Raw genomic sequence first — 15247 nt, forward strand, 5'->3', positions numbered from 1 at the left:
TGTCAGCTTCGGATGGCCGGGACCGGGGCGTGTCTGAGCGCGAAACCGGGGTAACCGGTGGCCGCGACGTCCGCGCACTTGGCGGCGTAATCGGGGAACCCGACCAATGGCATGAAGACGCGCTTCTTGCCGGGGACGTTCGCGCCCAGGTACCAGGACCCGCACGAAGAGAGCAGGGTCCGCTCGGCGACGTCGCTGACGTGGTGCCGCCAGGCGTGTTCGGCCTCCGGAGTGGCTTCGATCGTCCGGATGTCGTTGTCGCCCAAGTACTTGAGGCACGCGCCGATCCAGGTCGCGTGCTGGTGGATGGCGACCAGGACGTTGGTCAGCACCGACGGGCTGCCGGGGCCGGTCATGGTGAACAGGTTCGGGAAACCGGGGATTCCGAGCCCCAGATAGGTGCGCGGCCCGTCCGACCACAGCTCCCGCAGCGACAGCCCGTCGAGGCCGCGGATGTCGATGCGCGACAGCGCACCGGTGATGGCGTCGTACCCGGTGGCGAGCACCAGCACGTCGAGTTCGTGGGAGCCCTCCCCGGTACGCACCGAGGTCGGGGTGATCTCCTCGAACGGATGGGTGGCGATGTCGACCAGGTGTACGTTCGGCCGGTTGAAGGTCTCGTAGTAGCCGTCGCCGAGACAGACGCGTTTGCACCCGATCACGTGTGCCGGGATGAGTTTCGCGGCCACCTCGGGGTCTGTGACGGTCTGGCGGATCTTGCCCCGGACGAACTCGGCGACGACCTCGTTGGCCGCCGGGTCGACCAGCGGGTCACCGAAGGCACGCAGCAGCAGCGGCCCGCCCCGGTTCCAGAAGTGCTCGAAGATGGCCTCCCGCTCCTTGGCGGAGAACAGGAACACCGAGTTCGGGTTCGTCGGGTACCGGGAGAGACCGGCCGTGGGAACCGCGTTGTTGCGCGCGCGGAATCCCGGGTAGTCGGCCTTGATCGCCGCCTGCAGGTCCGGATCGAGCGGCTCGTCGCCCGCGGGCAGCGTGTAGGCGGGGGTTCGTTGGAAGACGACGAGTTCGGCCGCCGCCTTCGCGATGATCGGGATGGCCTGCACCCCGGACGAGCCGGTGCCGACGACACCGACGCGTTTGCCGGTGAAGTCGACCGGTTCCCGCGGCCAGCGTCCGGTGTGCAGGATGTCGCCCTTGAACGTTTCCACGCCGGGGATGTCCGGCAGGTTCGGCTCCGACAGACAGCCGGTGGCCATGATGACGAAGCGGGCCACGACCTCTTCGCCGGTCTCGGTGCGCACGGTCCACGCGGCACCGGCCTTGTCGTAGGTCATCGCCTCGACCCGGGTGTGGAACCGGATGTCGCGGGCCAGGTCGAAACGTTCGACGACGTGGCCGATGTAGCGCATGATCTCGGCCTGGTCGGCGTACCGCCGGGTCCACTCCCAGTCCTGCTGCAGCTCGGCCGAGAACTGGTAGGAGTACTCCAGGCTCTCCACATCACAGCGGGCGCCCGGGTAGCGGTTCCAGTACCAGGTGCCGCCCGGGCCGCCCCCGGCCTCCAGCACCTGAGCCGCGAGCCCGGCCTTACGGACCTCGTACAGCATCTGCAGACCCGCGAGACCGGCACCGACGACCACCACGTCGAATTCGCTTGTCATCCCACGACTCCAGGGCAGGCGTTCAGCTTCCCGAGTACGTTTCTTCCCGGCCCCGGCCCGGTTTCGCCCGTTCCGAGCGGATGGCCGCGACGCTCGCCATGGCGATCCAGACGACTACGGCGAACACGCTCGCGTAGGTGATCAGCCCACCCGCCTTCAGCGAGCTGTCCGGTGCGAGCAACGGAACGCACCCGAAGACCTGGACCAGCACGACGACCGCGGCGAGTGGTTTGAGCCAGCCCGGCCATCCCGCGGTCCTCTTCGTGCACAGCGCCGCCGCGATGACCGCGACCGCGGCCGGGACCGCGCTGAACATGAAGCCCAGCACGTACGCGTCGGAGAACGCGCGCAGCAGCGCGTGGGTCGCCGGGTCCGCGGCCCAGCCCGAGAAGATCTGGAACAGACCCAGGTACACCACGGCGAAGCCGACCCAGGCGGTGCCCGCCGCGATCATCAGCACCGGCAGCGGACTGTCCGGAACCTCCCGCCGGAACCGGGTGTAGAGGTAGGTGAGGAACCACAGCGCGGCCATCAACGCGATGCCCGCGATGAACTGATAGACGTAGCCACTGGTGGTGTGGGTGGCGTAGAACCGCACGACCTCCGCCTCCGGCGACCCGAAGGGCGGGATCGGTGCCAGGACCAGGATCGTGGAGGCCAGGATCAGCAGACTGATGATCCCGCTGGCCGCGTGCATGATCTGGGGCGGACGGTCGTCCACGGTGACTCCCTCTGCGCGGTCGGTTGGTGTCCATCTACTGCGCCGCCCCGAGATCGAGCCGGGCGAGGACGTGCGCTGCCAGCGCCGACGGGCTGGAGTCCTGGCGCATCTGCTTGGGCGTGACCCGGATCCCGAACTCGCGGTTGATCCGGGTACCCAGCTCCAAGGTCATCAGGGAGTCCAGGCCATGGTCGGTCAGTGACCGGTCCGGGTCCAGGCCCGAGGCGTTGACCCGGAGGATCTCCGCCGCGTGCGCGGTGAGGTGCTTCTCCAGGAACCGTTGCCGTGCCACGAGTTCGGTGCTCCGCAGCTCCGCCAGCACGGCGTGCCCGGAGAGCTCGCCGCCCGGATCGGCCCCGCGATCGGCGGGGATGGCGGCGAAGAACGGCGAGGTGCGGAACCTCTCGGAGAACGTCGCCTGCCAGCCCTTGTCCAAGATCGGCAGGTATCCCGCGCGGGCCCGGTCGTGGCGCAGCAGCGCGTCGCAGGCCTTCACACCCTCGTCCGGGTCGATCATGGCGTTGCCGCGTTCGGCGAACATCGTGCCGCGCCCGTACTCGGCCCACGCGCCCCAGTTGACGCTCAGCGCGGGCAATCCCCGCCCGCGCCGCCAGGTGGTGAGGCCGTCCAGCAGGGCGTTCGCCGAGGCGTAGCAGGCCTGTCCGGCGAAGCCGACCAGGGCCGACGCGGAGGAGAACCCGAACCACCAGTCCAGCTCGCTGTCCGCGCACGCTTCCTGGAGCCGCAGCGCACCCCGCACCTTCGGCGCCCACACCCGCTCGACCAGGGCGTCGTCCACGCCGGTGATCGCCGCGTCGTCGACCACCGCGGCGGCGTGGAGGACGCCGCGCAGGGACAGGCCGGTAGCGGTGGCGGCGCGGACCAGTCGCTCGGCGGTGCCATCCGCGGCGATGTCACCACGCACCACCTCGATGTCGGCGCCTGCCGCACGCAGTTTGCCGATGGTCTCCCGCGCCTCGGCGGACGGGGCCGAGCGGCCGTTGAGGATGACACGGCCCGCGCCCTCCTCGGCGAACCACCGGGCGATGATCAGGCCGAGACCGCCCAGACCGCCGGTGACCACATAGGCGCCGTCCGCGCGGATGACCGGCACGTCCTCCGGCCGGACCACGGCCTCGCCGTCACCGTCCTGGGGGAGGGCGAGGACGAGCTTGCCGAGGTGGCCACCGGAAGCCAGCGTGCGGAACGCGGTTCCGGCGTCGTCCAAGGGAAGCGTGGTGTGCGGAGTCGGGGTGAGCGCGCCCGAGGCGAGCAAGTCGTGGACCTCGCGGAGGATCTCGCCGAGCTGCTCGTATGCCACGACACCGAGGTCGACACTGTGCAGGGAAATGTTGCGGCGGAACGGAAAGAGCCCGATGCGCGCGTCGGCGTAGATGTCCTTCTTGCCCAGCTCGACGAACCGGCCGCCGATGCGGAGCAGATCCAGGCCTGCCCGCTGGGCGGCACCGGTGAGCGAGTTGAGCACCACGTCCACCCCTTCGCCGCCGGTCAGCTCACGGATCTGACCGGCGAACTTCGTGGAGCGGGAATCGAAGACGTGCTCGATGCCCAAGTCGCGCAGGTACCGCCGTTTCGCGTCGGTGCCCGCGGTGGCGTAGATCTCCGCGCCGAGGTGGCGGGCCACGGCGATCGCCGCCAGGCCGACGCCGCCGGTCGCCGAGTGGATCAGCACCCGTTCGCCGGGGCTGAGCCTGCTCAGCCGGTGCAGGCCGTACCAGGCGGTGGCGAACACACTGGGCCGGGCCGCGGCCTCCTCGAACGTGACGTCGTCGGGGATCCGGTTGGCCTTGCAGGCGGGCACCACCGCGAACGACCGGAACACGCCGGGGTGCATCGCCGCCACCCGGTCACCGACCTGGACCGAGGTGACTTCCGCGCCGACGGCGACGACCGTGCCCGCGCAGTCGAAGCCGAACGGCATCGGGCTGCCGTCGACGGTCTTGTAGAGGCCCATGGCGTTGAGCACGTCGGCGTAGTTCAGGCCGAGGGCCTCGACCCTGATCTCGATCTCGTCCGGGGTGATCGCGCGCGACTCGGTCGTGACCAGCTCCAGGCTGCCCAGGTCCCCGGCGTGCCGGGTGGCGAGGGCGAACCGGTCGCGTCCGTAGCGGATCGGGCGCCTCCGGCGCTCGCCGTCGTGCAGTGGCGCCACTTCGAGCCGGGCCAGGAACAGTTCGTCGCCGCGCAGCGCCACCTCGTCGGCGTCGCCGTTCGCGCCGAGCAGCCCGGCCACCCGCCGGGGGGTGGACTCGGCGTCGACGTCGAGGTGGCAGACCTCAAGTTCGGGATGCTCGTGGCCGATCACGCGGCAGAGACCGCGCAGCGCGGTCTGCTCCAGGTTCCGCCCCTCGCCCTCGTTCACCTGCTGGGCGTCGCGGGTGAGCACCCACAGCCGCGGCCTGTGCGCGTCGGTGCGCTCGACCAGGAACCGGACCAGGTCGATCATCCGTTTCACCCGGTGCTCCGCGCGCTCCACGGCTTCGAGGTCGGCGACGCCGGTCGGCGCCGGATGCACGACGACGAGCCCCTGCGGCGGCTGTGCGGCCAGCCTCGCTTCCAGTTCGTCCGCGGAGGCGGCCAGCGTGAGATGGGAGGTTTCGGTGCCCAGCGCGGAGATCAGCTCGTCGACGAACGGCTCGGGCGCGGCGTCCGCCTCGGTCAGGACCAGCCACGGGCCGGAGACGGCGTCGGCCTCCGGGAAGCCGGCACGGTCCCAGCCGACGGACAGCAGGCGCTCGGCCAGCCGCCGGTCCGTGGTGGTCAGGCGTACGCCCGTGACCTCGGCGACCACGGTGCCGTCCTCGTCGAGCAGGGTCGCGTCGCCGACGGCGAGCTGGTCGCTGAGATGGCGCAGCCGGGCGAGGCAATAGCGGGCGTGGTGCGGGTCGCGGTGCACGCGCAGCGCACCCACCCCCACCGGGAAGGCGTCGCGGATCAACGCCGGATGCGACGCCAGCGTCTGCAGGCAGCCGTCCATCAGTGCCGGGTGCAGCAGGTAGGAATTGAGGTCGCCGCGTACCGCCGCGGGCAGCGTCAGCTCCGCGAGCACGGTCTGCTCGACACCCGGATCCTCGGACAGGTGCAGTGCGACCAGGGCGGCGAACGCGTCACCGTGATGGACACCGGCCCCGTGGAACTTGGCGTAGGCCTCCTGCGGGGCCAGCGATCCGGGGTGCGTGGCCAGGAGCCCGGCCACGTCGAGCCGGTCCGGCTCGGTCATCGTGCGCGTCCGCAGGGTCCCGGTGGCCAGCGGCGTCGGATCCTCGCCGTCGCGGCGGGTCAGCGCCTCGAACCGGACCGCTCCGTCACTCTCGGGGCGGGTGCGCGAGGACACCACGGTGTGCTCGTCGAGGTGCAGCATCTCGTGGATGGTCAGGTCGGTCACCTCGACGGTACCGAGTTCGGCCCCGAATACGGTCTTCGCCGCGGTCAGCGCCATTTCGCAGTAGGCCGCGCCCGGAAGCACCGGCTGGTCGTGGACCTGGTGATCCTCCAGGTAGCGCAGGTCGCGGCCGCTGAGCGTGGCCTGCCAGGTGTGCTCGTCGCCGATGTCGATCGGTTCGAGGTGCACGCCGAGCAGCGGGTGCGTGTCCACCCTCGCGCCGGGCTTCTTCACCTGCAGTGCCAGTACGCCCAGGTCTTCACCCGCCCACGCCGGCAGCGGCACGTCGACCAGGTTGCCCGCCGGGTAGGTGCGCTCCCAGCCGACCGGGACACCGCTGCAGTGCAGGTCGGCCAGCTGAGAGAGCAGCCCGGTGGACTGGTCGCCGTCGCGGCGCAGCGTGCCCATGGCGGTCGCGTCGCGGCCGATCGACTTCGCCGTCTCGGCGATCGGGTGGGTCAGCAGGGGATGCGGGGACAGCTCGACGAAGATCCGGTGCCCGTCCAGCACGGCGGCCGTGACCGCGTCGGCGAAGCGGACCGGGCGGCGCAGGTTGTTCACCCAGTACCCGGCGTCGAACGAGGCGGGCTTCTTCGGGTCGTCCAGCACGGTGCCGTAGACCGGAATCTTCGCCGCGGCCGGGGCCAGATCGTCCAGCCGCTCGGCCAGATCGTCGAGGATGCTGTCGACATGCGGGGAGTGCGAGGCGTAGTCCACCGCGATTCTGCGGGCGTGCAGGTCGCGGGCCTCCCAGCCGGCGACCAGTTCGTCGACCCGGGCGGGGTCGCCCGCCACCACCGTGGACCCGGGGGAGGCGATCACCGCGACGGTGACGTCCTCGATGCTCGCGGCGGTCAGTTCGGCCGCGACCTCCTGATGCGGCAGTTCGACGGTGGCCATGGCGCCGCCGCCCGCGATCCGGGTGACCAGCCGCGACCTGCGGCAGATCACCTTCACGCCGTCGTCGAGGGTCAGCGCTCCCGCCACCACCGACGCGGCGGTCTCACCGAGCGAGTGCCCGATCACCGCGGCGGGCTCCACCCCTCGCGACCGCCAGGCGGCCGCGAGGGCCATCTGCATGGCGAAAATGGTCGGCTGGACCTTCTCGATGCCGGTGACGGTCTCGTCGGCTATCAGTTCCGCGCGTACGGAGAACCCGGCCTCCCGGGCGATCAGCGGCTCGAGTTCGGCGATCATCGCGGCGAACGCGGGCTCGGTCTCCAGCAGTACCCGGCCCATTCCCGCCCACTGCGAGCCCTGGCCGGAGAAAACCCACACCGGTGCCCCGCTGTGGCCTGCCGTGCCGGACACCACGCCCGGCGCCGGCTGCGACGCCGCTGCCGCGAGTAACTGCTCGGCCAGTTCGCCGTGTGACGACGCCAAGGCGACAAGCCGCTCCGCGCGGTGCTCCCGGCCGCGAGCGAGGGTGTGGCCGATGTCGGCCAGCGGTGCCTGAGCACCGTCGCGGGTCAGCCACTTCGCCACGCGGCCGGCGGTCTCCGCCAAGGCCTGCGGAGTGCTTCCGGAGAGCAGGATGGGAAGCGCTTTCCCGGCCGGTGCGCGAACCACGGCGGGGACCGCGGCGGCCGGGGTCTCTTCGAGGACGACGTGGACGTTGGTGCCGCTGAACCCGTAGGAGGAGACCGAGGCCAGCCGAGGCGAGCCGTTCGCACTCCACTCACGCAGCTCGGTGGGCACGTACAACCGCGTCCCTTCGGGGGAGATGTCCGGGTTCCACTCGCTGAAGTGGAGGTTGCCCGGGATCTTGTTGTGCCGCAACGACATCACGGCCTTGATGAGCCCGGCCAACCCGGACACCGACTCGGTGTGCCCGATGTTGGTCTTCACCGAACCCAGTGCGCACGGCTTGTCTCCCGCGCCGTACACGGCGGACAGTGCGCGGAACTCCACCGGGTCGCCGGTGGGGGTGCCGGGGCCGTGCGCCTCGACCAGTTCGACCGCGGACGGGTCGACGGCGGCGGCACGCAGAGCGCTGCGCTGCACGGCTTCCTGCGCGGTCGCGGAGGGGACGACGATGTTGTCGGAGCGGCCGTCGGAGTTGGCCGCCGAGCCGCGGATGACCGCCAGGACCCGGTTGCCGCCGCGTAGCGCGTCGTCGAGCCGCTGCAGCGCGACGACAGCGCAGCCCTCGCTGCGGACGAATCCGTCGGCGGCCGCGTCGAAAGCGGCGCACCGGCCGTGGGGGGACAGCATGGACCACTGGGAGAACAGCACGCCGACCTCGGGGCCCAGTTGCAGCATCGCCGCACCCGCCAGTGCCAGATCGGACTCCCCGGTGCGCAGGCTCTGGCAGGCCAGGTGCACCGACAGCAGGCCCGACGAGCAGGCGGTGTCCACGGCCACGGCGGGTCCGTGCAGCCCGAGCAGGTAGGACACCCGGCCCGCGCCGACGGAGTGCGCGTTGCCGGTCATCACGTACGGGTTGTCCACGAGAGAGTCGTCGAAGGTCCGCAGCAGGTAGTCGTGGTGCGCGAGTCCGAAGAAGACACTGGTCTGCGAACCCTTGAGCGACCCGGGCGCGATGCCCGCGTGCTCCAGCGCCTCCCAGGTGACCTGGGCGAGCATCCGGTGTTGCGGATCCATCGCTTCGGCCTCGTATTCGGTGATGCCGAAGGCGGCGGTGTCGAAACCCCCGACGCTGTCGAGGAATCCGCCCCAGCGCGAGACGGTGCGGCCGAGCACACCGGGCTGCGGGTCGTAGACCTCGTCCACGGCCCACCGCTCCGGCGGGACCTCGCGGATGGCGTCGCCGCCGCGCTCGAGCAGGTTCCAGAACGTGTCGGGGGAGTCGACGCCGCCCGCGAACCGGCATCCGATGCCCACGATCGCGATCGGCTCGACGGCGGTGCCCCGTCCCGGGTAGGTGGTGGTGTCAGGCATGGGACAGCTCGCTCCCATCGGTCTTGAGCGGAGTGACGATCATGGGCAGGCTGTTCGGGCGCGGCATCGCCGCGGCGACCCGGCGCACGGTGTGGCCGGGTGCCGGGACCAGACGCCAGCGGCCGAGGATGGTCGCCAGCGCGATGACGGCCTTGGCCTGTGCGTAGGACTCGCCGATGCAGCGGCGGTTCCCTTCGCCGAACGGGAGGAACGCGGTGCGGTCGGGGAGGTTTTCGCGGGCGACGAGCCAGCGTTCGGGGTGGAACCGGTCCGGATCGGTGAACGCTTCGCCGTCCCGGTGCAGGTCGATCTGGCTGAACATGATGTCCGCACCCGCGGCCAAGTGGACGCCGTCGATGACCACGGGCTCTTCCGCTCGGCGGAACAGCATCAGCAGCGAGTACCGGCGGAGGACTTCGTTCACCACGGCGCGGGTGTAGCTCAGCTTTTCGATGTCGTCGTACTCGGCGGGGCGCCCGCCGAGGACGTCCCTCAGCTCGGCGCGCAGCTTCCGCTCGATCTCAGGGTGCTGGGACAGCTCATGAAACGCCCAGGTCAGGGTGGCGGCGGTGGTCTCGGTACCCGCCATCATGATCGACACCAGCTCGTCGCGGATGAGGTCGTCGCTCATCGCCTCACCGGTGTCCGGATCGCGGGCGGCACGCAGATGTGAGAGCAGGTCGGTTCCGTCGGCGGTCTTGTCGGTACGCACCACGTGATCGACCGCGGCACGCAGCCGGTCCGCCGCGCCGAGGAAGCGCCGGTCGAAGCCGGAGACCTTGCACAGCCAGGCGGGCAGCACGGTGCGGGCGACCATGCCGTAGGTGAAGATCGGCAACGAACGGATGATCTCCCGCACGACGTCTCCGGGCAGGCTGCCGGAGAACATCGACCGCACGATGGTGGTCAGCGTCAGCTCGATCATGGCCTTTTGCACGGCGACCTTCTGCCCCGGCTTCCAGGACTCGGCCAGCGATTGCGACTCGGCGGTCATGATCTGCGCGTAGGAGGCGATCATCTTCCGGTGGAACAGCGGCTGGATCAGTCGTCGCTGGCGGCGGTGCAGCGCGCGATCGGAGGCCAGCAAACCGTTGCCGCTCAACGGATGCACGGCTTCCCATACCATGCCCTTGCCGAAGGAGCGGGCCTCTTTCACCAGCACCTGGTGCGCAAGCCGCGCGGTGGTGAGGAAATAGATCGGCCGCTTGCCGATGTAGAGCTTCACCATGTCGCCGCCGGCGCGCAGGTCGGCGAAGAAGTCGAAGGGATTGCGCATGAGCGGCCATATATGACCGATCATGGGCAGTCTGCCGGGTGCGACCCGCACCGTCCGGGCGGGTGGTTCTTGTCCTGTTCCCGCACCGCTGAACGGGCATGCGGGTGTTTGTCGCGCAGACGAGTCGTTGCTCATTCGCTTCCCCCAGTAAATTTGGCCTGATTGAATCCATGTCGTCCCAGGCGAAATTGTGAAGCGTCGCAGAAAGGGTGATGGATTACCCGATTCAGGGCAGCTCAAATGCGTTCGGACCCATTCGCGTTCCCATTGATTCGGGTCGACGTCGGCCCGAAGATCGTCGTTGTCATCGGCGGGTAACCGGGACACCCCATCGCTGTGAAATTCATACTTGGCCGCCTTGAGGTGCGTCAACAATGCGGTGCGGCGGCAATGATCGACCAGGTCGGCTTCGGCGGTGACAGCTGTGGGTTAACACCTGCCCATTAGGTCAGTTCGCGGGATATTGTCCGAATTCGGTTCGCCTGATCGGCGGTTCCTCAAGTCGACTTCGTGATTCGGGTCACAATCGCGCGCAAGGTGTGTCACGTGCCTGGTCACGGACGCACCGGTTCACCGTCCGGCGAGGGGCGGCGACCGCACCGCGGCGAGCGATGGGTGGCACCTCAGGTTGTGAGTGGTTAGTAACTACTTCCTGCTAGCCTGGCCGCTATGAGTACGGACGCTGTCGAGCGCATGTCCGCCCCGCAGCGGCGCGAACAGCTGCTGAAGCTCGCGGCCGAAGAATTCGCCGCGGCCGGGCTGCATGGCGCCTCCACGGAGGCGCTCGCCCGTCGCGCGGGGATCTCGCAGGCCTACGTTTTCCGGTTGTTCGGCACCAAGAAGGCCCTGTTCCTCCAGGTGGTGCAGCGTGCGTTCGCGCGGCTCATCGAGGGTATGGACCACGCCGCCGAGCACACCTCCGGGGTGGAGTCGATCGCAGTCATGGGCGCGTATTACGACCGCGCCTTGGCCGACCGCACGGATCTCCTGGTGCAGCTGCAGGCCTTCGCCGCCTGCGGCGACAGCGAGGTCCGCGAGGTGGTGCGCGACCACATGGCCAGGATGTGGGCGGCGACCGCGGACCACACCGGCATGCCGCCGGTGGCCGTGAAGAGCTTCGTCGCCTACGGCATGTTGCTCAACGTCGCCGCCGCGCTGGACGTCGACGACGTCGACGCGGAGTGGGCACGCGGCCTTCGCACCCGCATCCACGCGGGACTGTTCGAGCACCTGACCGAGGAGACCAACCAGTGAGTGCTTCCATGAAGCCTGAGGCGGGCCAGGTGGAGGAGACCGGCCACGGTGGTACCACCCTGGTGGCGGCACTGGTCTTCATCGCCCTGGTGGTCGCGGCGATCGGGAGCTTGGGCGCACCGCTGATCACGTCCGTGGCCAAGGACTACGACGTGTCGCTGTCCGACGCGCAGTGGACGCTGACCATCACGCTGCTGACCGGTGCCGTGGCCACCCCGCTGCTCGGCCGCCTGGGATCCGCCCATCGGCGGCGAAAAGTCGTCCTGGTCACCCTGGTCCTCGTGGCGTTGGGCAGCGTGGCCACCGTCGTTCCCGCGCCGTTCGTGGTGCTGCTGCTCGGCCGTGCCGCGCAGGGAGTCGGCCTGGGACTGACCGCGCTGATGATGGCCACCGCCCGCCAGCACCTCGGCGACCGCTCGGCGAGCACGATCGCGATGCTGTCGGTGGCCTCTACCGTCGGCATCGGCGTCGGCTACCCGATCGCGAGCCTGCTGGCCCAGTTCGGCGGCGTACGCGTGGCCTACCTGCTCGGCGTGGTGGTCGCCGTCGCCGCGCTTCTCATCGCCGTGGTCGCCATCCCGCGCGACACCTCCACCGCACCCGCGAAGGAGCCGGTGGACTGGTTGGGCGCGTCCCTGCTCTCCGTCGGCCTCGTGGCGGTGCTCGTAGTGACCAGCCAATCGAGTTGGTGGTCCAGCAACCCGCTGCCGGTCGTGTTGATCCTGCTTGTCGGTGCCGCGGTATTGGCCGCTTGGGTCGTCGTCGAGCGGAAGGTGGCGCGCCCGCTGGTGGACCTGACCGCGCTGCGGCATCCGGCCGTCGCGGGAGCCAATGTGGTCATGTTCGTCTCCGGTGTCGCCATGTACTTGCTCTTCACTTTGATCACCCGCTTCGTGCAGACCCCCTCACAGGTCGGCTACGGCTATGGGCTCAGTGAGGTCGAGGCGGGCCTGGTGCTGGTCCCGTTCTCGGCGCTGGGTTTCGTCGCTGGCCGTGTGATGCCGAAGATGCGGCAGAAGGTCAGCCCGTTCGGCCTGCTGACCGCCAACGGTGTCGTGATCGCCTTCGCCTGCGTCTTGTTCGCCGGCGTCCGCGGCGGGGGCGTGGAGTGGCCGATCGTGATCATGGGCGTGTTGGGCTTCGGCGTCGGCGGCTTCTCCGCGGTGATGCCACAGGCGATCCTGGCGGTCACCCCGGCCGAGGAGACCGCCGCCGCGATGAGCGTCAACCAGGTCGTGCGCTCGGCCGGGTTTTCCCTCGGCAGCGCGGTCAGCGGCCTGATCTTGGCCGCGCACACCGCGACCGGAAGCTTCGCCCCCACCGATTCCGGCTACTCCATCGCCGCCTGGACAGCCGGCGTCCTGGCACTGGTCACCATCGTGCTGGCGGCCGGAATCAACGCCTCCCGGAGAAAACAGCACCATTCATGACAAGGTGAACGGCCGGCGGATTCACGAAAGCCCAGAGCCCGCATCTGAGTGCCACGTTCGATGACATGCGGCTCGAGACCGTTCGGAAGGCCCTCGGCCGCCGTCTTGAGAACGTCTGAAGCCCTGCGACAACAGATGGTGCGCATTTTCCACCCACACGTCTGCTGCGCCTCGGACCGCACGTCCAGGTCATCGCGCCCGGCCGACACGATCCAGGAGATGGCCGTCTCTATCCGCCCCGCCGAATGTCAATCGGTTCACGTGAGCGAATGAAAGCTCGTCAGGCTGTGCGTGGCTGCGGGAGGTTTCGTGTCGCCTGATGCGCTGCATCGCACTGTTCTGGTTGTGGACGCGGAGCAATTCAGCGGCCGGAAGAACCTGGAACAGAGGAATGTGCGCAACGCCGTCTATGTGGCCTTGGCTCATGCGCTCGGCTCGCACTGGAGCGCCTGCCATCGCAAAGACCGAGGTGACGGTGTGTTTCTTCTGGCGCCGGCGGATTTCCCGAAGCAACTGTTCGTCGAGCGGATCCGGCTGAGATGGCGGTGCACGCTGGGGAAGTTCTGTTCGACGCGCACGGCGCGACCGGCGTGCCGATCAACCACACGTTCCGGTTGCTCGACGCGTCGCCGTTGAAGGACGCCCTCGCCGGCTCGGACGGCGTGCTCGCGGTGATCACCTCCGTATTGGAACAGTTCCGGGGTACGAGGGAGGGGCCGGCGATGCCGAAGCAGGTGGGTGGTGGAGCGGCACGGCGTCACTCAGCTGACGATGCGCGTGGTGGCGCAGGAGGCGGGCATGTCACTCGGGCAGCTGCAGAACTACTTCGCGTCCCGGACCGCCATGCTCTCCTTCGCCATGGAATTCGCGTCCGAGCAGACCGCCGTACGCGTGGACCAGGGGCTCGAAAAGCTCGGTGACCGTCCGCACCCCCGTGACGTGCTGCGGCTGACGCTCGCGGAAATGCTCCCCCTGCATGCCGACGCCCGCGCGACCAGCCGGATGAGCGCCGCCTACGTCCTGGAGGCGTTGCACGACGAGGCCGTGCACGAGCAGGCCCGCCGCGGCCTCAGCCAAGGGCGGGCCCTCGTCGAGCAGTTGGTCCGCCAAGCGATCGCCGACGGGTACATCGACTCCGGCCTCGACCCGGCGACCGAGACCAACCTGCTCCTCGCCCTCACCGGCTTCACCTCCCTGATCGAACTCGACGTGATCGAGCCCCAGGACGCGCTCGCCGCGATCGACGTGCATCTGGATCGGTTGTTCAGCAGTACACGACCTGCCTGATCACCTACCCGCAGGACGGCGAGTCCGGCCTTTCGGCGGGCGGGGGTGTCTGGCAGCATTCCGGGGCAGGGTCAAGCTGGTCTGGGAGGTTCCGTGAAGATCGTCCGCCATGTTCTGTCCGGTGTGGGTGCGCTGGGCGTGTCCGCCGTATTGCTGGCCGCCACGGCCGGCAGCGCGAACGCGCATCCGGCCGGCGACCGCGCCATCTGGTCGGCGCCGACGGTGCCGATCCCGGTCACCATCCACGATCTGAAACCGCGTACTTGTTACAACGTCCATGGCCTGCTCGGGGAGAAGGCCAACTACCTGGCGAACCGGACCAAGTCGTCGGTGCTCAACCTGTTCTCCGAACCCGACTGCGGCGGCGGCCTGTTCATCGACGCCATCTTCCCGCCGGACAATTCCGGGAACCGGTCGGAGTCCCGCAAGGATTACTACAGCTTCAGCGTGTCCCCGCTGTCGGGCGGCGGAGTTTGATCGCGCACCCTGCGCCGCCGGTCGGCAGGGGCACCGGGTCAGGACCTGGGTGATATCGCGAGGCGCAGTCCGCCCGGTCTAGTGGCCATGGGCTTCATCTCGAGATGGGCGAATCTGATGAGGTGGGCCGCCGCGTGCTGCCCGACGCCAAGGAGTCCTCGGTATCTAGCGGCGAGGCCTAGTTGCCTGTCGCCGGGTTTCGGCTACGCGTCTTTGGCGGTGAGGCCTAGTTGCTTGTCGCCGGGTTTCGGCTACGTGGCTTTGGTGGTGAGATCTAGCCGTTTGTCGCCGGGTTTCGGCTACGTGACTTTGGCGGTGAGGCCTAGCCGTTTGTCGCCGGGTTTCGGCTACGTGACTTTGGCGGTGAGATCTAGCCGTTTGTCGCCGGGTTTCGGCGACGTGACTTTGGCGGTGAGGCCTAGCCGTTTGTCGCCGGGTTTCGGCTACGTGACTTTGGCGGTGAGATCTAGCCGTTTGTCGCCGGGTTTCGGCGACGTGGCTTTGGCGGTGAGATCTAGCCGTTTGTCGCCGGGTTTCGGCTACGTGACTTTGGCGGTGAGGCCTAGCCGTTTGTCGCCGGGTTTCGGCTACGTGACTTTGGCGGTGAGGCCTAGCCGTTTGTCGCCGGTTCCCGGCTACGCGTCTCTGGTGGCGAGGCCTGACCGCTTGTCGCCGGGTTTCGGCAACGCGACTCTGGCGGTGAGACCTGACCGCCTGTCGCCACTTCCTGGTAACGCGACTCTGGCGGCGAGATCTAGCCGCTTGTCGCCGGGTTTCGGCGACGTGGCTTTGACGGTGAGATCTAGCCGCTTGTCGCCGGGTTTCGGCGACGTGGCTTTGACGGTGAGATCTAGCCGCTTGTCGCCGGGTTTCGGC

General features: G+C 69.1%; 10 protein-coding genes. 5 read left to right on the top strand and 5 right to left on the bottom strand.

The features are described from left to right. Nucleotides 1–2: 2 nt before the first annotated feature. The 4 genes from ACLJQ7_RS39650 to ACLJQ7_RS39665 are packed head-to-tail and all read right to left on the bottom strand — an operon-like array spanning nucleotide 3 to nucleotide 10058. Nucleotides 3–1622, bottom strand: coding sequence for a flavin-containing monooxygenase (locus ACLJQ7_RS39650; protein ID WP_410653338.1), 1620 nt, complete (start codon nucleotides 1620–1622; stop codon nucleotides 3–5). 22 nt (nucleotides 1623–1644) lie between these two features. Beyond that, entirely contained in the window at nucleotides 1645–2343 is a 699-nt protein-coding gene (locus ACLJQ7_RS39655; protein WP_410653339.1) for a hypothetical protein, read from the bottom strand. 34 nt (nucleotides 2344–2377) lie between these two features. Beyond that, complete coding sequence (locus tag ACLJQ7_RS39660) at nucleotides 2378–8647, bottom strand: SDR family NAD(P)-dependent oxidoreductase (RefSeq protein ID WP_410653340.1); 6270 nt, start codon at nucleotides 8645–8647, stop codon at nucleotides 2378–2380. After that, nucleotides 8640–10058 carry a cytochrome P450 gene (locus tag ACLJQ7_RS39665; RefSeq protein WP_410653341.1) on the bottom strand — a complete coding sequence of 473 codons (1419 nt, stop codon included), beginning with the start codon at nucleotides 10056–10058 and terminating at the stop codon, nucleotides 8640–8642. The genes ACLJQ7_RS39660 and ACLJQ7_RS39665 overlap by 8 nt, the downstream gene beginning before the upstream one ends. Nucleotides 10059–10592: 534 nt before the next feature. Between ACLJQ7_RS39665 and ACLJQ7_RS39670 the strand changes: the two genes are divergently transcribed. From ACLJQ7_RS39670 to ACLJQ7_RS39690, 5 genes are all read left to right on the top strand, one after another. Continuing rightward, entirely contained in the window at nucleotides 10593–11177 is a 585-nt protein-coding gene (locus ACLJQ7_RS39670; protein WP_410653342.1) for a TetR/AcrR family transcriptional regulator, read from the top strand. Further along, the gene (locus tag ACLJQ7_RS39675; protein WP_410653343.1) at nucleotides 11174–12607 is read left to right on the top strand and encodes an MFS transporter; all 1434 of its coding nucleotides are present in this window, start codon (nucleotides 11174–11176) and stop codon (nucleotides 12605–12607) included. Before ACLJQ7_RS39670 ends, ACLJQ7_RS39675 begins: the two co-directional genes overlap by 4 nt. 309 nt (nucleotides 12608–12916) lie before the next feature. Continuing rightward, nucleotides 12917–13243: a hypothetical protein gene (locus tag ACLJQ7_RS39680; protein WP_410653344.1), complete on the top strand. Its 327-nt coding sequence runs from the start codon at nucleotides 12917–12919 to the stop codon at nucleotides 13241–13243. 135 nt (nucleotides 13244–13378) lie between these two features. Further along, nucleotides 13379–13894, top strand: coding sequence for a TetR/AcrR family transcriptional regulator (locus ACLJQ7_RS39685; RefSeq protein ID WP_410653349.1), 516 nt, complete (start codon nucleotides 13379–13381; stop codon nucleotides 13892–13894). A 93-nt stretch (nucleotides 13895–13987) separates the two neighbouring features. Beyond that, nucleotides 13988–14371: a hypothetical protein gene (locus ACLJQ7_RS39690; RefSeq protein WP_410653345.1), complete on the top strand. Its 384-nt coding sequence runs from the start codon at nucleotides 13988–13990 to the stop codon at nucleotides 14369–14371. Nucleotides 14372–15006: 635 nt separating this feature from the next. On the opposite strand, the gene ACLJQ7_RS39695 is transcribed toward ACLJQ7_RS39690, so the two are convergent. Next, nucleotides 15007–15247, bottom strand: a 241-nt coding sequence (locus tag ACLJQ7_RS39695; protein WP_410653346.1) for a hypothetical protein, incomplete at its 5' end; no start/stop codon positions are given.

The organism is Amycolatopsis sp. cmx-4-54, assembly GCF_046548895.1.
Classification (GTDB): Bacteria; Actinomycetota; Actinomycetes; order Mycobacteriales; family Pseudonocardiaceae; genus Amycolatopsis.